Origin of the sequence: Burkholderia mayonis (assembly GCF_001523745.2) — a bacterium.
GTDB lineage: Bacteria > Pseudomonadota > Gammaproteobacteria > Burkholderiales > Burkholderiaceae > Burkholderia > Burkholderia mayonis.
The window spans coordinates 207,321-224,610 of record NZ_CP013386.1 but is presented as its reverse complement, the minus strand read 5'-3'; the positions used below and the strand labels follow the sequence as shown (position 1 = coordinate 224,610).

At 64.3% G+C, this 17,290-nt stretch carries 16 protein-coding genes and 1 pseudogene; 7 read left to right on the top strand and 10 right to left on the bottom strand.

Features of this window, described 5'->3' with window-relative positions; translation table 11 throughout:
• Nucleotides 1-77: 77 nt before the first annotated feature.
• Nucleotides 78-398 (bottom strand): flagellar transcriptional regulator FlhD, encoded by a 321-nt coding sequence (gene flhD, locus WS70_RS01150; RefSeq protein ID WP_059473820.1) that lies wholly within the window; start codon nt 396-398, stop codon nt 78-80.
• A gap of 592 nt (nt 399-990) precedes the next feature.
• Between flhD and WS70_RS01140 the strand changes: the two genes are divergently transcribed.
• Entirely contained in the window at nt 991-2,055 is a 1,065-nt protein-coding gene (locus WS70_RS01140; protein ID WP_059473821.1) for a glycosyltransferase family 4 protein, read from the top strand.
• Nucleotides 2,056-2,158: 103 nt separating this feature from the next.
• Here the strand turns inward: WS70_RS01140 and WS70_RS01135 are convergent, their stop codons facing one another.
• Nucleotides 2,159-2,455, bottom strand: a complete 297-nt coding sequence (locus WS70_RS01135; protein ID WP_010107088.1) for an H-NS histone family protein — start codon at nt 2,453-2,455, stop codon at nt 2,159-2,161.
• A 305-nt stretch (nt 2,456-2,760) separates the two neighbouring features.
• Between WS70_RS01135 and aqpZ the strand changes: the two genes are divergently transcribed.
• Nucleotides 2,761-3,465: an aquaporin Z gene (gene aqpZ, locus WS70_RS01125; RefSeq protein WP_059473822.1), complete on the top strand. Its 705-nt coding sequence runs from the start codon at nt 2,761-2,763 to the stop codon at nt 3,463-3,465.
• A gap of 164 nt (nt 3,466-3,629) precedes the next feature.
• Here aqpZ and WS70_RS01120 read toward each other — a convergent pair whose 3' ends face one another.
• Together WS70_RS01120 and WS70_RS01115 are read right to left on the bottom strand one after the other, a co-directional pair.
• Nucleotides 3,630-4,451, bottom strand: coding sequence for a Cof-type HAD-IIB family hydrolase (locus WS70_RS01120; protein WP_059473823.1), 822 nt, complete (start codon nt 4,449-4,451; stop codon nt 3,630-3,632).
• Between the two features lie 98 nt (nt 4,452-4,549).
• Nucleotides 4,550-5,440 (bottom strand): glucosamine kinase nucleotide-binding domain-containing protein, encoded by an 891-nt coding sequence (locus WS70_RS01115; RefSeq protein ID WP_059597567.1) that lies wholly within the window; start codon nt 5,438-5,440, stop codon nt 4,550-4,552.
• Nucleotides 5,441-5,591: 151 nt separating this feature from the next.
• Between WS70_RS01115 and WS70_RS01110 the strand changes: the two genes are divergently transcribed.
• The gene (locus WS70_RS01110) at nt 5,592-6,197 is read left to right on the top strand and encodes a DNA-3-methyladenine glycosylase I (protein WP_082716543.1); all 606 of its coding nucleotides are present in this window, start codon (nt 5,592-5,594) and stop codon (nt 6,195-6,197) included.
• Nucleotides 6,198-6,628: 431 nt separating this feature from the next.
• Here WS70_RS01110 and rpsU read toward each other — a convergent pair whose 3' ends face one another.
• Together rpsU and WS70_RS01100 are read right to left on the bottom strand one after the other, a co-directional pair.
• Complete coding sequence (rpsU, locus tag WS70_RS01105) at nt 6,629-6,841, bottom strand: 30S ribosomal protein S21 (protein ID WP_006401410.1); 213 nt, start codon at nt 6,839-6,841, stop codon at nt 6,629-6,631.
• A 318-nt stretch (nt 6,842-7,159) separates the two neighbouring features.
• Nucleotides 7,160-8,254 (bottom strand): annotated as a pseudogene (locus tag WS70_RS01100) (ISAs1 family transposase).
• A 374-nt stretch (nt 8,255-8,628) separates the two neighbouring features.
• Between WS70_RS01100 and WS70_RS01090 the strand changes: the two are divergent.
• From WS70_RS01090 to WS70_RS01075, 4 genes are all read left to right on the top strand, one after another.
• Nucleotides 8,629-9,795, top strand: a complete 1,167-nt coding sequence (locus WS70_RS01090) for a flagellin (protein ID WP_059473826.1) — start codon at nt 8,629-8,631, stop codon at nt 9,793-9,795.
• A 149-nt stretch (nt 9,796-9,944) separates the two neighbouring features.
• The gene (gene fliD, locus WS70_RS01085) at nt 9,945-11,474 is read left to right on the top strand and encodes a flagellar filament capping protein FliD (protein WP_059473827.1); all 1,530 of its coding nucleotides are present in this window, start codon (nt 9,945-9,947) and stop codon (nt 11,472-11,474) included.
• A 13-nt stretch (nt 11,475-11,487) separates the two neighbouring features.
• The gene (gene fliT, locus WS70_RS01080; protein ID WP_059473828.1) at nt 11,488-11,802 is read left to right on the top strand and encodes a flagellar protein FliT; all 315 of its coding nucleotides are present in this window, start codon (nt 11,488-11,490) and stop codon (nt 11,800-11,802) included.
• A gap of 587 nt (nt 11,803-12,389) precedes the next feature.
• The gene (locus WS70_RS01075) at nt 12,390-13,013 is read left to right on the top strand and encodes a LysE family translocator (protein ID WP_059473829.1); all 624 of its coding nucleotides are present in this window, start codon (nt 12,390-12,392) and stop codon (nt 13,011-13,013) included.
• Nucleotides 13,014-13,226: 213 nt separating this feature from the next.
• On the opposite strand, the gene WS70_RS01070 is transcribed toward WS70_RS01075, so the two are convergent.
• The 4 genes from WS70_RS01070 to WS70_RS01055 form a co-directional block, all read right to left on the bottom strand.
• A complete protein-coding gene (locus tag WS70_RS01070; protein WP_059597569.1) occupies nt 13,227-14,888 on the bottom strand; it encodes an acid phosphatase in 1,662 nt (553 codons plus the stop codon).
• Between the two features lie 540 nt (nt 14,889-15,428).
• The gene (locus tag WS70_RS01065; RefSeq protein ID WP_059473831.1) at nt 15,429-16,103 is read right to left on the bottom strand and encodes a DUF799 domain-containing protein; all 675 of its coding nucleotides are present in this window, start codon (nt 16,101-16,103) and stop codon (nt 15,429-15,431) included.
• An 8-nt stretch (nt 16,104-16,111) separates the two neighbouring features.
• Nucleotides 16,112-16,540, bottom strand: a complete 429-nt coding sequence (locus WS70_RS01060; protein ID WP_059473832.1) for a DUF4810 domain-containing protein — start codon at nt 16,538-16,540, stop codon at nt 16,112-16,114.
• A gap of 50 nt (nt 16,541-16,590) precedes the next feature.
• Nucleotides 16,591-17,268, bottom strand: a complete 678-nt coding sequence (locus WS70_RS01055; protein ID WP_059473833.1) for a CsgG/HfaB family protein — start codon at nt 17,266-17,268, stop codon at nt 16,591-16,593.
• Nucleotides 17,269-17,290 lie beyond the last annotated feature (22 nt).

Below are 17,290 nucleotides of genomic sequence, written 5' to 3'. Positions count from 1 at the left end.
ATTTCCGTTAATCGAACAATAAGATTGACAATTTCTGCAGATGCATCAATGCGCCCGAACGGGAGACGCGGCTTCCCTCAACGGAAGCTTTCGACCGGCTGACCGGCCATCAGGATCGCCGAGTGCGCGTGCGCGACGGCAGAGCTGCGGCCTTTGTCGGCGAGCGACGACAGGAGCGAGTGATCGTCGAAACGGAAACGGCAGAGCATCTGGTTCGAGGCGGCGAGCTTGACCGTCTGGGCAAGCGTCAGGTTCACGAGCACGTCGGCGAGTTCCTCCGAAATCCCCATGCGGAACATGCCCATGGCCTTGTCCTCGCGCAGCAGTCGTTGCGCGAGCAGCAGGTAAGACAGGTTGACTTCGTTGATCTCGGCGAGCATTTCGCTGGTTGCGCTCATGATTCGATTCCCCCGTAAGAAATCTTTGGCCAATCGGTGATGCCAATGAAAACGTTTGCTCGATCTACCCAGTAAGGCCGGGCAATCGGCTTGTTTATATTCTTACGGGCATTTTGGCCAATCAGCGGGGACGCCGCTATCAGTGAAGGGGAATGCGCTTTGCCGGAATTGTCTGTAAACCGTGTAGGAATTTTTCTGACATAGCGCGGGGTGGCCGGCGGAGCCGCCCATCTGGCCGAAAGTCGCGCCAGTCAGCGCAGGGGGAAACACTATCTTCAGGCGCGGCAGCGGCAAAACGGCGCAATCCGCTCGAATGGACGGACGACTTTCGCATTCCGTTTTTGCCACATGCTAGCCATTCGGCCGGGCGATTTCTAGGGTTTTCGCGTATTTCATCCTGTAACAAGGGTTAAGCGTTTGAAAAATCCCTCGATACCGCGCGGACGATCCCGATAATGAATCGGAACGCCCGGTCCGGCGACATTCGCCGAGCACCGCTTGCTTGCCCCAGGGCAGGCGCCCGCCGCTCATCGGGAGCGTTGCTCGCGGCATCCGTCGGCGAGTTCCGCTCTCTTCGCAACGGAGATCGCTCATGCGCATTGCCCAAATCGCCCCGCTCTACGAAGCCGTTCCGCCCAAACTCTACGGGGGCACCGAGCGGGTCGTGTCCTATCTGACCGAGACGCTCGTCGAAATGGGGCACGACGTCACGCTGTTCGCAAGCGGCGATTCCGTCACGTCGGCGCGCCTCGAGGCCGCCTGGCCGCGCGCGCTAAGGCTCGATCCGTCGATCCGCGACGGAATGGCGCCCCATATGCGCCTTCTCGAGCAGGTTGCGCGCGTCGCACATACGTTCGATGTCCTGCACTTCCATCTCGACTACCTGCCGTTTCCGCTGCTGTCGCGTCTCGATGCGCCGTTCGTCACGACGCTGCACGGCCGCCTCGACCTGCCGGAACTGCAGCCCGTGTTCGACGCGTTTCCGAACGCGCCCGTCGTGTCGATCTCGGACTCGCAGCGCACGCCGCTGCCGCAGGCCGGTTGGGCAGGCACCGTCTACCACGGGCTGCCCGCCACGCTGCTCACGCCGCAGGCCGACCGCAAGCCCGAATATCTCGCCTTCCTCGGCCGCATCTGTCCGGAAAAGCGCGTAGACACCGCGATCCGGATCGCAGCGCAAAGCGGCCTCCCGCTCAAGATCGCGGCGAAGGTCGACAAGGTCGACGAGGATTATTTCAAGACCGAAATCGAGCCGCTCCTCGATTCCGCGCATGTCGAGTTCATCGGCGAGATCAACGAGGCGCAGAAGCCGGCGTTTCTGTCAGGCGCGAAGGCGCTGCTGTTCCCGATCGACTGGCCGGAGCCGTTCGGCCTCGTGATGATCGAGGCGATGGCGTGCGGCACGCCCGTCGTCGCGTTCAACCGCGGCTCCGTGCCGGAAGTGATCGACGACGGCGTGACGGGCTTCATCGTCGAGGACGTGCAAGGCGCGGTGGGCGCGCTGCACCGGATCGACGAATTGTCGCGCGATGCAATCCGCGCGCAATTCGAGCAACGTTTCAGCTCGCACGCAATGGCGCGGCGCTATATCGACATCTATGAAACGCTGCGCGAGTCGGCCAAGCAACCACAATGGCGACGCGCGGCGGCGGGTTAACCCTTTAGCCGGCGCCATTGCAGAAATGATGCGCCCATTACGTCCCACAGAGAAGAAAGCCGCATCGGTAAATGCGGCTTTCTTTTTGCCAAGCGCTCGATAATCAGCCGATCAAAAACCGCTCACGGTTTTTGCCGACGATCCAATGCGGTGGCTTCCCGCGGCCGCTCCACGTGCTGCCGGATTTCGGATCGCGGTATTTGGGCGGCAGCGGTCCTTTCTTCGGCGGACGACCGCGCCTTGCGCGTTCGGCGAATCCCAGATCCTGCGCCGTCAGCCCATACTCGGCGATCTTGCCTTGCAGCTCGGCGATCACGGCCGCGACTTCCTGATGACGCACCTCGTCCGCCTGAGCCTGCAGCTCGGCGATCTGCGCCTTGATTTTCGCGTATTGAGACATTTCGACTCCCTATATCATGATCCGCCTGGCATTTCCCAGCCTAGACACAAAGGATCTATTGCGCAATCGGAATTGCTACGAAATCCACCAAATTTATTTCGTCTGATAAATTTTAAAAATCAATTGCAATACTCCTGCAATGCGGCCTTATTCTAATAAAAACACTGATCGGCCAATCTCAATTTGACAATCGTTGACCCTTCACAATCCGTAAGATTTCCTATAATCCAGACGGCGTTCGTGGATGCGTCCCCGCTTTTGGCGGCGCGATCCGTTTTCGATTTACATGACCAGGAGCCACTTCAATGAAATTACCTCAGCGTCTCGCAGCGGAAGTGTTCGGCACGTTCTGGCTCGTTCTAGGCGGCTGTGGCAGCGCCGTGCTGGCGGCCGCTTATCCGGGCCTCGGAATCGGCTTTGCCGGCGTCGCATTGGCCTTCGGCTTGACGGTCCTGACGATGGCGTTCGCAATCGGCCACGTCTCCGGATGCCACCTGAATCCTGCCGTGAGCGTCGGCCTGACCGTGGCGGGACGTTTCCCGGCCCGCGATCTCGTGCCGTATGTCGTCGCGCAGGTCGTCGGCGCCACGCTCGGCGCGTTCGTGCTGTATCTGATCGCGACCGGCAAGCCGGGCTTCGACGTCGTCGGCAGCGGCTTCGCGACGAACGGCTATGACGCGCGCTCGCCCGGCCATTACTCGCTCGCGGCCGCGTTCCTCTGCGAAGTCGTCCTGACGGGCTTCTTCCTTTTCGTAATCCTCGGCTCGACCGACAAGCGAGCGCCAGCCGGCTTCGCGCCGATCGCGATCGGCCTGTGCCTCACGCTGATCCACCTGATCTCGATCCCGGTGACGAACACGTCGGTGAACCCGGCGCGCTCGACGGGGCCGGCGCTCTTCGTCGGCGGCGAGGCGATCGGCCAGCTGTGGCTGTTCTGGGTAGCGCCCATCATCGGCGCGGCGATCGCCGGTGTGGTGTACCCGCTCGTCGCGGGCCGCGACGAAAGCTGACGCCGGCGCGGCAGGATTCGCGCCGGCCGTCCGCACCTCGCCTCACGGGGCGACGCGACAGAGGGATACGATCATTCGCCCCTCGCCGGTCAGCGGCGACGGGGCGAAGCCGGAACGGGCGCCGTGGCGCCCGTTTTTTCATCGACGGCGGCTTGCCGTGCGCGTCAGTGCGTCGCGGAATCCTCGAGCACGAACAGCGTACGCAAATGGCGCGCGACGCCCGCTTCGAAATTGTTGCCGATCCGCGGCACCTTCGGCAGACGCGAGACGAGATCGGGATTCGCGTTGTTCATCATGAACGGGTGCCCTGCCGTCTCGAGCAGATCGATGTCGTTCATGTTGTCGCCGAACGCGACGCAATGCGCGGAATCGACGCCGAGCCGCTCGAGCACGACACGCAGCGCGCGCCCCTTCGACACGTTCGCCGTCATCACCTCGAGGCAATCGGGTAGCGAGTACGTGACGTACAGCGCGTCGCCGAACTGGCGCGCGAGGTTGTCGGAAATGACGGCCAGATCCCCCGGCTCGCCGATGTAAAGCACCTTCGCGATGTCCGCGCCGTCGTGCGACAGCATATCGACGACGTCGTAGCGAAATCCGGAATCCTGATGGAATGCGAGCAGATGCGGCGCGTCGCGGTCGATCAGCCAGCCGTCGTTCGTGAAGAGATTGACGATCACGCGGCCGTGCGGGCCGACAAGCTCGGGCCGCACCAGTTGCCGCACCGTGTCGGCGGGCACGTCCTGCGCGTGGATCCGCGTATCGTCGGGCGCATGCACCCGCGCGCCGTTCGACGTGATCAGGTACGGCCGGATGCCGAGCACGTCGCGAATGCCGGCGACGTCCGCATAGTGGCGTCCCGTCGCGATCACGAAGCGCACGCCGTCGCCCGCGAGCCGCCGTACCGTGTCGATCGTGTACAGATCGAGCTGGTGATCGCTGTTGAGCAGGGTTCCGTCGAGATCGGTTGCGATGACTTTGTACATGGCGGACATCGGAGGATGCGGGGGGCGCAGAGAGAAGCGGACATTCTATCGTCGGATGGAAAACGCTGCTCGCCGATGTCCGTTCACGCTCGTCGCACTCATTGCTGCGCCGTGAGCCCGAGCCTTGCCGCTTCCCGTGCGGCAAGCCGCAGTGCGCCGTGCGAGGAGTCGGCTTGCGGCGCGACGAGCCGCGCACGGTGGGGCTCCGGCACCGCGCTCACGAGCGCGTCGGCAAGCCCGCCGCACAATGCGACGGGCAGCGCCGCAGCAGGATCGAGCGCATCGATCATCTTGCCGATCTCGGCGCCCGCTTGCTCGATCCATTGCGCGGCGGCCGGATGGTCGCGATGCGCGAGCACGATCGGCGCAAGGCATGCATATGCCGTCTGATTCGCTTCGCATGACCAAACGATGAGCGCGTCGCGATCGGACGCGCCGGTATACGTGACGAGCGCCTGCGCGAACGCGTCGAGCGGAGCGCGGCCGTCGAGCGCCTGCTGCGCGTACGACAGCGCGCGCAGGCCGAGCCATGCGCCGCTCGCCTCATCGCCGGACGGAAAGCCGTACCCGCCCGCGATCCGGCAGGCGCCCGTCTCGTCAAGCGCGGCGGCAATGCTGCCGGTGCCGAGCGCGACGACGACGCCCGGCGCGCCGCCGTGCGCGCCGACGACAGTCGTGTATGCGTCGCTTTCGACCGCGAGCGCGGCAAGCGGCGCGCTCGCGCGAAATGCGCTCAGCCACTCGCGATGGTTCACGCCGGCAAGGCCGCAGCCAAGCACGCAGCGCTGCCAGTCGAACGCGACGCCGGCCCGCGCGCAAGCGTCCATGCAGGCGCCCCCGATCGAGCGCCACGCGGCGTCGATGCCGAGCGCGAGCCCCGACGGCCCACCGCTGCCTTGCGCGAGTTCGCGCCCCTGCGCATCGGCGAGCACCGTACGGGTGCCCGTGCCGCCGCCGTCGACGCCGATCAGAAAAATGTCATTGCCCATTGCCGCTTCAGTCCAGATGATTCGTCGAAGTGTCACTGATGTAAGAGCTTAACCGCAACGGCCCGCCGCGCCCATCGGCCGAACGGCCAGGCTTGCACGCGCTCGCCGATCCGTTATGCTGGCGCGACCAGATCGACGAAACAGGCGAGAGATGCCGATGCAGGAACGCTGCAATTGGGTAAAAACCGAAGCGGACGCTCACTATCACGATACCGAATGGGGCGTGCCGTCGCACGACGACCGGCACTTGTTCGAAATGCTCGTGCTCGAGGGCGCACAGGCAGGCTTGTCATGGTCGACGATCTTGAACAAGCGCGCCGGCTATCGCGCGGCGTTTGCCGACTTCGACGTCGACAAGGTCGCCCGTTTCACGCCGAAGCGGATCGACGAGCTGGTGCTCGATGCGCGCATCGTACGCAACCGCGCGAAGATCGAGGCAACCGTCGCGAACGCGCGCGCGGTCCAGCAGATTCGCGCGGAGCACGGCTCGCTCGCGGCGTTCCTGTGGTCGTTCGTCGACGGCGCGCCGTTACAGAACGCATGGGCGTCGTACCGCGAAGCGCCGGCGTCGACCGAGCGCTCGGATGCACTCAGCAAGGCGCTCAAGCGCTACGGCTGCAAGTTCGTCGGCTCGACGATCTGCTATGCGCTGATGCAGGCGACGGGCATGGTCAACGACCACGAGAAGAACTGTCCATGCCGCGCGCGCTGCGCGGCGCTCGGCAAGAAGATGGGGAAAAAGGGGTCGGCGGCATGACGCTTGGGCGTCCGGCCACGTGCGTCAGCGACGATCTCAGCCGAACTGCGGGGCGTCGGTTCGCGGGGCTGGGCGTGAAGTAGAAGCAGCGGACCGTCGAGCCGCCTTCGATTGCACTCGGCGAAGCGGGCGTGAATTCGAAGATGGGCGTGTGTCGATCGACGACCCGATGAACCGGCGGTCTCGGGAGCATCGGGAGTTCCAGCACGCGGACGACGTGAAACCAGGCGATCCACGCACGGCGAGCGCCGCCGCGAAGATCGACCTCTGGTGCGGCGAGCACGCGCCGCGCTCGATCGAGCGCGCGGCGCGTGTGGTGTGTCGCGACCGCTTGCACCCGCCCTGCCCGGCTGCTGCCCGCGCGACCCAAGCAAAACGGCGGTGCGACTTCTTGCGAAGCGGCACCGCCGTCGAGGCGAAGCGGACGAAGCTTAGTGGAGCTTCTTCGGCAGCATCTGGCTGCGCAGGCGCTTGTGCAGACGCTTCACCGCAGCAGCCTTCTTGCGCTTGCGCACGGCAGTCGGCTTTTCGTACGATTGGCGCTCACGCAGCTCGGCGATCAGGCCATTTTTTTCGATAGCGCGGCGGAAGCGGCGAATCGCCACTTCGAACGGCTCATTTTCTTTCAAAAGAATCGTCGTCATGTCGTTCCTAATTTGCTTGATACGGTCAAAAACGTAGCGGCCAAGCGCCACGCACCGGCCTTCCGGGCGTTTCCACGAACGGGCGAAACGAGCGGGTAAGCGGCCTCGGAGGCCGGAAAAGAGAGGCGGAATGCACCGCGAAACGCCCGGCAATCAACACCAGACGCCGCGTTTGACTGCCAGCAGACATGCCCTACGCATCCACGTAAACGGCAAAGGCGTGACAGAAATCTCAATTCAGCCGATCATCATAACAGGTAATTGTCGGCTGAGCCAGTGGTTTATTGTTCTTCCAAGGCTTCCGCATGAAGACCCTTGTCAATCAAGGCCAAGAATGGAACTTCGCAGCTCAGGGTCCCCAGCGGCGAGGTTGCGGATATTTTTGAGGCTGACTTTCTTGGGCTGCTGTTGCTGGGCCAGTCGGGCCAGATTAAGGGTCATTTTTCGCAAGGTCGCCATATTGCGGGCAGCTACTTTGTCGTGGATCAGACAGGCATCCTCGGCCCACGAGACATCCAGCATCCAGTGCAACTGGTTTTCGATGCCCCAATGGGCCCAGATCAATTGCATCATCTCTGCCGCCTTGGCCGGCTTCGAACTGATGGAGTAGCGCAGCTCGGTCGCGAGCTTCTCACCGATCCGGCGCGTGCTCTCGATCATCACCAGCCGCTTGATGCCCGCCCATTCCCGTTCCAGCGCCGAGAGCCAGTCCACATCCTCACCGACGCGGCAGATTTGTGTTTCGAGGCGGCCGTGCGACTTGCCATGCTCGACATGCTCCCAGTAGGAGTGCTCCAATTGATCTTGTCGGGCCGCGGTGAACCACTGGCGAATGCCCTCGGCCAGCTTGGGCTGGTTCTCCTTGACCGCCAGCACGTAATCCGCCTTGGCCTCGACGATGGTTCGTGCAATCTCGTGTTAGGTGCCCATCGCATCGATACTCACCGTCGCCCCGCTCAACTCCAGCGTTTTGAGCAATTCAGGAATCGCCGTCAGCTCGCTGCTCTTGTCGGCCGTGCTCACTTGCGCCAGACTCAAGCCGTTATTCGAGCACCACGCCGACACCAGATGCAGCGCCGATGCCTCTCGGGTGCGGCTGCCGCGCACGCTCTTGCCGTCGATCGCCACATGCTGACCGGCAAGGCTCGGGCACAAACCACTCGTCCAGGCGACAAAGCATTGTTCGAACGGCACCGGATTGAGCGCCGCAAACACCCGGCTGAAGGTATCCGGCGACGGAATGCCGTTCTCGTACGGCAGATGCTTGCGCAGCCACGCCAGTTGGCTACGCCCCCCACAGCGTCATCGTCTCCGCCCACACAGCACGGCGCACAAGGCTGTCAGTAGAATCTCGTCCAGCGCGTGGCGGCATTTACGGCAACGCGGATCGTATAGATCCTCAAACGCGCCCATGATCGTGGCCACCTCTCGGGTAAAAATCGAAAGTAAACCTCAGGCGATTCTTGCTTACAACCGCCTTCTGCCCTCAAGCCCATTGTTTATCGGCGCCTTCATGCGGAAGCCCTGCTTGTTCTTCTGACCGAAAACCTGTGCAAGCGCCGTTGCGCGCGCCGCGAACGGCACCGGGCCGTGCATGCGATTGCTGCACCTGCAACGTTTGCTCACCGAACGATCTGAGCAAAAAAATCGGGCCGAATCTCGTCGCGTCCCTCAAGTTTTTTTGGCGTGCGCCGAAATCCAGCACAAGGCGGCCGGCAAAGAACGAGTGCTTCCGCCCCCGCCAATAGTGGCATTGATGGGCTCTACGGCTCAATTAGGAGATTTTCATGCTCGGAATCAACAGCAACATCAACTCGTTGGTCGCTCAGCAGAACCTCAACGGCTCGCAAAGCGCCCTGTCGCAAGCGATCACCCGTCTGTCGTCGGGCAAGCGCATCAACAGCGCAGCCGACGATGCAGCAGGCCTCGCTATCGCGACCCGGATGCAAACGCAGATCAACGGCCTGAACCAGGGCGTGTCGAACGCGAACGACGGCGTGTCGATCCTGCAAACGGCGTCGAGCGGCCTGACGTCGCTGACGAACAGCCTGCAGCGTATCCGCCAGCTCGCGGTGCAAGCATCGAACGGCCCGCTGAGCGCGAGCGACGCATCGGCGCTGCAACAGGAAGTTTCGCAGCAGATCGCTGAAGTGAACCGTATCGCTTCGCAGACGAACTACAACGGCAAGAACATCCTCGACGGCTCGGCTGGCACGCTCAGCTTCCAAGTCGGCGCGAACGTCGGCCAGACGGTCAGCGTCAACCTGACGCAAAGCATGTCGGCTGCGATGATCGGCGGCGGCATGGTCCAGTCGGGCCAGACGCTCGGCACGCTCAAGGTCGCCGTCGATTCGAGCGGCGCGGCCTGGACGTCGACCAGCACCGGTCAGGAAACGACGCAAATCAACGTCCTGTCGGACGGCAAGGGCGGCTTCACGTTCACCGACCAGAACAACCAGGCGTTGGCTGCGGCGGCCGTCACCGCGCTGTTCGGTTCGTCGACCGCAGGCACGGGCACCGCGGCCGCGCCGGCGTTCCAAACGCTGACGGTGAACGCAGCTGCAACCAGTTCGCTGAGCGCGTCGGATCAGGCGGCGGCGACGGCAATGGAAGCGCAGATCAACGCGGTCAACCAGCCGCAGACGGTCTCGAACCTGAACGTCAGCACGCAGACGGGCGCCTACCAGGCGATGGTGTCGATCGACAACGCACTCTCGACGGTGAACAACCTGCAGGCAACGCTCGGTGCCGCCCAGAACCGCTTCACCGCGATCGCGACGACGCAGCAAGCGGGTTCGAACAACCTGGCGCAAGCGCAATCGCAAATCCAGAGCGCGGATTTCGCTCAGGAAACCGCGAACCTGTCGCGTGCGCAAGTGCTGCAGCAAGCCGGCATCTCGGTGCTCGCGCAAGCGAACTCGCTGCCGCAGCAAGTGCTGAAGCTCCTGCAATAACGTGTACCGAACGACGGGCCGCGCTGTCCGGCGGCCCGCCTTTGTGCGGCGGCGCAACACCCTCGTGGCCGCCGCACGTTTTTGTTTTCTGAATCTACCGAATCTCGCGAATTTCGCGCGCCGTTTCCGGCGACGAAGGGAGCTATCCGATGTCCACGCCCGTCACCAGCACTACGACTACGACGCAGCAGCAAACCAACGCGGCGCTACAGCAAGCAGCGCAGTCGATCATCAGCGGCTCGACGGGCAACTCGTCGATGGACGTCAACTCGCTCGTGACCGCGCTCGTCAACGCAAAAACGGCGGGCCAGACCGCCGCGCTGTCGACGTCGATCGCCACCGACCAGACGACGCTTTCCGCGCTCGGCACGCTGAAGGCCGCGCTCACCGCGCTGCAAGCCGGGATTGGCTCGCTCAGCGACGGCACGTTGACCCAGAAATTCACCGCCACGGCGACGGGCAGCGGCCTCACGGCGACGACGGCCGCCGGCGCGGTGGCCGGCAGCTATTCGGTTGCCGTCACGCAAATCGCCACGTCGCAGACGTTGTCTTCCGGCGCATTCGATGCGACGCAGCAGCTCGGCACGGGCACGCTGACACTGTCGGTCGGCGGCAAATCGACGTCGATTTCGATCGACTCGACGAACAACACGCTTTCCGGCATCGCCGCCGCGATCAATTCCGCATCGAACAACCCCGGCGTGACGGCGACGATCGTCACGGGCACCGACGGCGCGCACCTCGTGCTGCGCTCGGCGACGACGGGCGCCGCGAACGTGATCAACGTCGGCGTGAGCAACCTGTCCGGCGACAACGGGCTGTCGAGCCTCAATGTGACGTCGACGGCGAGCACGACGGGCGGCCAGTCGACGATCCAGTCCGGCGGCACGATCGCATGGATGCAAAGCACGTCCGCGCAGGACGCCGAGTTCACGGTGGGCGGCATCGCCGCGTCGAGCGCGAACAACGCGGTGACGGGCGCGATCGCCGGCGTCACGCTGAATCTGACGCAGGCCGCCGTCGGCACGACGCAGACGCTCGACGTCGCGACCGACACGACCGCGCAGGCGACCGCGATCACGAACGTCGTCAACCTGTACAACACGGTCGTCACGACGATGGCGTCGCTGTCGTCGCTGTCGGGCGCGGGCACCAGCTCGCAAAGCGCGGGGCCGCTCCTCGGCGACTCGACGCTCAACATGATCCGCAACTCGCTCGCACGGGTCGTCGGCGCAGGCGTCACGACGGGCGGCTCGACCGTGTCGCTCGCGTCGATCGGCATCACGTTCGCCGATAGCTCGACGTCGACGCAGGCGGACGGCACGCTGACCATCGACACCACGAAGCTGAATGCGGCGCTGCAGAACAATCCGTCGACCGTCGCCGCGCTGTTCAACTCGACGAACGGCATCGGCGCTGAACTGAACAACACGATCCAGGGCTACGTGCAGACGGGCGGCGTCTTCGATACCCGTTCGAACGCGCTGAACCAGGATCTGAAGAGCCTCGCGCAGCAGCAGACGCAGCTCGCGTCGTACGCGTCGCAGCTGACGTCGCAGTACAACGCCCAGTTCACCGCGCTCAACACGCTGATGGCGCAGATGAACACCAATTCGAACTACCTGACGCAACTGTTCGGCGGCGCCAACAGCTCGGGCACGCTGGCGACCAACAAGTAACGAATCGAGCACGATGGAGAAGCCGGAAATGGATCAGCTGTCGTTGGTTGAACACGTGCTGTCGATCACCCGCGAAATCGATCACGCGGTGCAGATGGCCAACTGGACCGAGGCCGCGCGCCTGACCGAAGAGCGCTCGCCGTATCTGATGTCGATCTCGGCCGAACAGACGCCCGCGTCGCTCGCGCTCGTGCGCCAGGTCCAGGCGATCGATGCTGCGCTTCTCGCGAACGCGAAGGCGGCGCAAGCCGAGTTGCAGGTCGAATACCGCACCGCCATGGATCGGTTGAGCAAGGCCGGCGCCTATCAGGCGGCTGCGCAGTTCTGATCTGACGAATTCCCCCCACAACAACAAATCACGCGTTTCGGCGCGTGCTCGTTCACCTCACGGCCCGCCGCAAGGCGGGCATTTTTTCGCCCGTTGTGCGCAGACGCGATCTATCAATTGGCGGACAATTTCTCACCGGGATGCTCGATTAGGCCGCTAGATATCGCTCATTCGGTCGGGGCACGTTCTTCATGCCCGCATCCTCGCTCGGCCCGCCCCTCGGAGCAGCAGATGCATGCCGACATCGCACTTGTGCCCCAAAAAGCATGCTTGCCCATCGTCGTGACGGCAAGTTCGAACGTGCTGGCCGAATGGCGCGTAAGCGCAGCAAGTCCGCAGTCTCGCTCGGCATACGCGGGCCGAGTCGAGCCGGCAACGCTTCGCCTACGCTCAACCCGCCCCGCTTCACCCACTCAAAATTCAATAGAGCCAAAATTGAGAACGCTTCCCCGAAGCCACAGCGGCCATCGACGCAAAGCGAAGAATGGTCGCCAGCGGGAACCGCTTGACAAGCCGCCCGCCGCCGTGGATCACTGAGGCTTCTTCTTACCCCGCCTTACCCCGCGAAAACGCGAAAGGATGCTCCCATGTCCGTCGAAACCTGGCTCGCATTCGCCGGCGCGAGCATCGTGCTCCTGATGATCCCCGGCCCGACGATCCTGCTCGTGATCGGCGATTCGCTCGCGAACCGCAATCGATCGTCGTGGAGCACCGTCGCGGGCGTCGCGGCCGGCGACACCACCGCGATGACGATCTCGCTCGCCGGCGCGGGCGCGCTGCTCGCGATGTCGGCCGCCGCGTTCACGGCGCTCAAGCTCGTCGGCGGCGGTTATCTGATCTATCTCGGCATCCGGTCGATCCTGCACGCGCGTCGCATCGGCGCGAGGGACGTGAGCGTCGAGCGCCGCTCGGCGAAGCGGCGTTTCTTGTCCGCATGGGCCGTCACCGCGCTGAACCCGAAGAGCATCGTGTTCTTCGTCGCGTTCACTCCGCAGTTCATATCGCCGCACGAGACGTTCGCGCAGCAGTGCGCGGTTTTGCTGCCGACTTTCGTCTGTCTCGCGACGATCAACGCCGCCTGCTATGCGCGCATCGCGCGTTTCGCGGCCGCTCGGCTGACGGGCGCCGCGGCGCAGCGCCGCTTCGGTTATGGCGGCGGCGCCGCGCTGATCGGTGCGGGTACGCTGACGCTCGGGATGTCGCGGAGCTGACCTCGCGCGTGTGCCGGCCGGCCGCGCAGGCAATGCCGGCCGCGCGTCCGAGGCGAACACGTGAATACTCCCGGAAGCCTGACGCACGTTCGAAGCGGCGCACGAGCGCCCCGAAAGCTGTCCCATCCGCGATGCCGGCCGCATCTGCTAAACCGGCTCGCAAGCACGCCCGACAACCGGGCGTGCTGCCCGCTACGGCATCTCGGCCGAGCGTCAGCCGAGATCGAGCGCCGCAGTCAGATCCCCCGGCGGCAGCGCGTCGCGCGCCGCGAACGCGCGCTCGCGCGCGAGCACGCCGTCGAGCGGCGAAAGCCCGTGCACGCGCGAAATGAAGCGCAGGATCGAATTCGTGTCGTACAGCGTGTGATCGACGTAGCCCTTCTTCGCGAACGGCGAGATCACCATCGCCGGGATCCGCGAGCCCGGGCCCCAGCGGTCGCCCTTCGGCGGCGACACCGGGTCCCACCAGCCGCCGTTCTCGTCGACCGTCAGGATCACGACCGTGTGCGGCCATTGCGGGCCGCGCATGATGTGGTCGATCACCTTCGCGATGTGACGGTCGCCCGACTCGACGTCCGCATACCCCGCGTGCATGTTCAGGTTGCCCTGCGGCTTGTAGAACGTGACGGTCGGCAGGCGTCCCGCGACGATGTCGGCGATCAGATGGTTCGTCGACGGATCGTCGCCGAGGCCCGCATCGCGCACGTGCCGGCGTCGCGCCTCCGAGCCAGGCGCGTAGTTCGCGAAGTAGTTGAACGGCTGATGGTGATACTGGAAATCCGGCATCGAGCCCGTGTCGCGATGCTCGAGCGCGAATTGCCACGCGCCGCCGTACCACGCCCAGTCGATGTCTTTCTCCGACAAGCGATCGCCGATCGTCGCGTAGTGCTGCGGCGGCAGCACGCGCGGATTCGACGGATCCGCATACGCCGGGTTGCCGTCGACGGGCGGCCGCACGCTGCTCGGCTGATACGGTGGCGCCATCGTGTTCACCGCGTAGCCGTCCGGCGTGAAGAGGCCGTCGTTCTCGAACTTCGGCGGGCCGTCGAGCGCCGATGCGGGCGAATCCGTCGCGAGCTTCAGGCGCGCGCCGGTCGGATCGTCGCCTTCGACGACCGACACCAGATGCTTCGCCGGACTCTTCTGCACGTCCGGATAGAGCGGCGCTTGCGCGGAAATCAGGAAGATGTGGTTCAGCCACGAGCCGCCGAACGCGGCCATGAAGAAGTTGTCGCAGAGCGTGTATTGCCGTGCGAGATTCCAGAGCCGCAGCGTTTCGGCCGAATTGCGGTAATGGCCCATCACGAGCCCGCCCGAGTCGGCCCATGCGGCGAACTGGTCGTTGCGGCCCGCGTTGATCTGCATCTGGTTCTGATAGAAGCGATGCCACAGATCGCGCGTGATGACACCGTTCGGCAGCGGCTTGCCTTGCGCATCGGGAATCACGAACGGCGCGTTGGGCAGCCCCGTGATGTCGCGCTCGCCGATCATATAGCGCTTGCCGTCGACGACCTGCGCCTGCGGCACGAGGCCGCCCCAGATTTTCGGCAGCGTCGGCAGCGGCGTCCTGCCGTCACGGTCGAGTTGCGCGTAGCGCTCGGACGGCACCGCGCCGAGTAGCTGCTGCACGCCGGGGAAATCGCCGAACAGGTTCGCGAAGCTGCGGTTCTCCGCATAGATCACGACGATGTTGCGCACCTCCTTGCGCAATGCGGCATCGAGCCGCAGATCATCGGCCGTGCGCGGGGCGCCCGGTTCAGTCGTCTCGCAGCCGGCAAGCGCGACGCTCGCGCCGAGCGCGGCGATGCCGCCGAGCACGCGGCGGCGGTCGGGGTCTTCGGGAAGGTCGGTCGACGGGGAATTCTTGTCAGTCACTTCTGCTCCTCGATCTTCTGGTTGGTCGTACGGTCCGTCGCGCGCATCGGCGCCTGGAACCGGCAGCGTCGCATCGCTGCTGCCGCAGTCGGACGTGTTTCGTGCGCGCGCGGCCGTTCGACGCCGCTGCCGGCACAATGCGCGCCGCCGACCTATCCGCAACACGCATTCGAACCGCTAGAACGTTTGCAAAAAGGCCGAAGCGACGTGGCCGCAAACCGTCACAAAAACATCACATTCGCGACTATAGCGTGCCGATCGCACTAAACCCTGCTCAATTGATGCATGAACAGCGAAAAATGAAACATTCGTGCGCAAGTTCACCGCGCAAGGAGATCATGTTGCGGGCGCGATCGCGCCGCGAACGCGGCGACCGAATCCGGCATCGCGCCTGTGCGTCGGCCGCACGAGCGGCGCGGTCGAGCGCGTCGCAATCGAGGTGCAGGCGCCGTAATGCGCAACACGCCGGCAGTGTTGCTCAAAAAAAAACGGCTTGGCCATCCCGGGCCGAGCCGTTTCCTCACCGATCGACGCCGACGCTCAGTCAGTGCCGTACTTCGGCGAATGCGGGCCGTACAGCAGCCCGTTCGGCTGGCCGGCCGACAACATCCGGCCGCTCGTCAGCCCCGCGACGTCGACCGCGTCGTCGCTCAGCGTGTGCGCGATCTGCTTGACGGCCGCCTGCGCGAGCGTGGCGATCAGGCCGAAACCGCTGAAATCCATGCTGGAGCCGAGTTCCTTGCCGGTCGCGCGCCCGGTACCCTGCCACAGCAAGTCGCCCGTGCGCAGGTCGACGAGCTTCGCGGACGCCGACACGACCGTCGTGCTGTCGAGCACCGTGTAGACCGAGCCGTACTGCGTGACTGTCGTGTACAGCGCCGCGTCCGCGCCGAAGATCTCGCGCAGCTTCGCGGGCGACACGCTCTGGACGTCGGCGGCGTTCGTCAGGCCGTTCTGCTTGAACGTCTCCTCCATCACGGCGACGGGCACGACATAGTAGCCCGCTTCGGCGACGGGCTGCGTCATCCGCGACAGGAGGCCATACGTCGCCTTAACGTCCGACGTGTCGTTCTGCGGCGGCAGCAGCAGGATCGCGCGCGGCTGGCTTTTCTTGAACGCGGTGTAATCGACGTGCTTCGCCGGCCCAGCGCACGCGGCGAGCAGCACGAGCACGGACACGGCCGACAGGCGTCTTGCGGAAATGAACTTGAACATGGCGGCCCTTATTGCTGTTGTGCGTGCGTTTGAGTTTGCACCGGCGCTTGCGGTTTCGGTTGCGGCGCCGCGGATTTCTTCTTCAGCAGGAAATCCATGAACGGCGACGATTCGGGAAACGATGCCTTCTCGGCCTGGAATGCCTGCTCGGCCTGCTGTTCCTTGCCGACGCTCGCGTACAGCATCCCCAGATGCGCTTCGAATCCGGGCGGCGGACGGTTGCCCTTCGCGCGAATCTGCTGCAGCGCCTTCTCGAGCGCGTCGATCTGGTCTTCGGGGCTCTTTTGTCCCTTGAAGTATTCGTAGACTTGCGGCTGATAGCCGTCCCATTGATAGAGCGGCTTCGGCTGATTCGCCGCGCAGCCCGTGAGCAGCGCGCCTGCTGCCGCGATCGGCAGCCAGGCCCCCGTCTTGAAGGTCTTCTTCGTTGTTGTCATTGTCGAATGAGTCGATGGATGAATGATTCGGCGCGCGCTGCGCCGCGCGCTTACTTGCCGGACGCGAGCGCGCCCGCGTCGACCTGCTCGACGAGGTGATTGACCGCTTCCTGGATCGCGAGATCGAGCACCTTGCCGTTCAGCGTCGAGTCGTAACCGGCGGTGCCGCCGAAGCCGATGATCTCGCGGTTCGACAGGCTGTATTCGCCCGCGCCCTGGCTCGACAGCACGACTTCCGACGTCGTCGTGTCGACGATGTTCAGGTTCACCTTCGCGTACGCGATCTGGCTCTTGCCGCGACCGAGAATGCCGAACAACTGCTGATCGCCGACTTCCTTGCGGCCGAACTCGGTCACGTCGCCCGTCACGACGTAATTCGCGCCCTTCACTTTCTGCGTCTTCTTCATGAAGGCGGCCTCCTGCTTGATCTCGTCGAGATTCTCGCGATCGAGCACGTTGAAGCGGCGGCTCTGCTGCAGCTCCGTGACGAGAATCGTCTTCGCCTGGCCGCCCAGACGATCGATGCCGTCGGTGAAGATGCCGCGCATGTAGCTCGAACGGTTATCGAACTTGCCGACCGCGATCTCGATCGGCTTGCCGGCAAACGGCTTTTGCGCGCTGGCCGACGCAGGCACGGGCAGCGTGCGCGACGCTTCGGTCGCGCAGCCGCTCAACGCGACGATGGCCGATGCCGCGAGCAACGCCAGAACTGTCTTCGAAGTTTTCAAATGATGGACCCTCCTTGGAGAT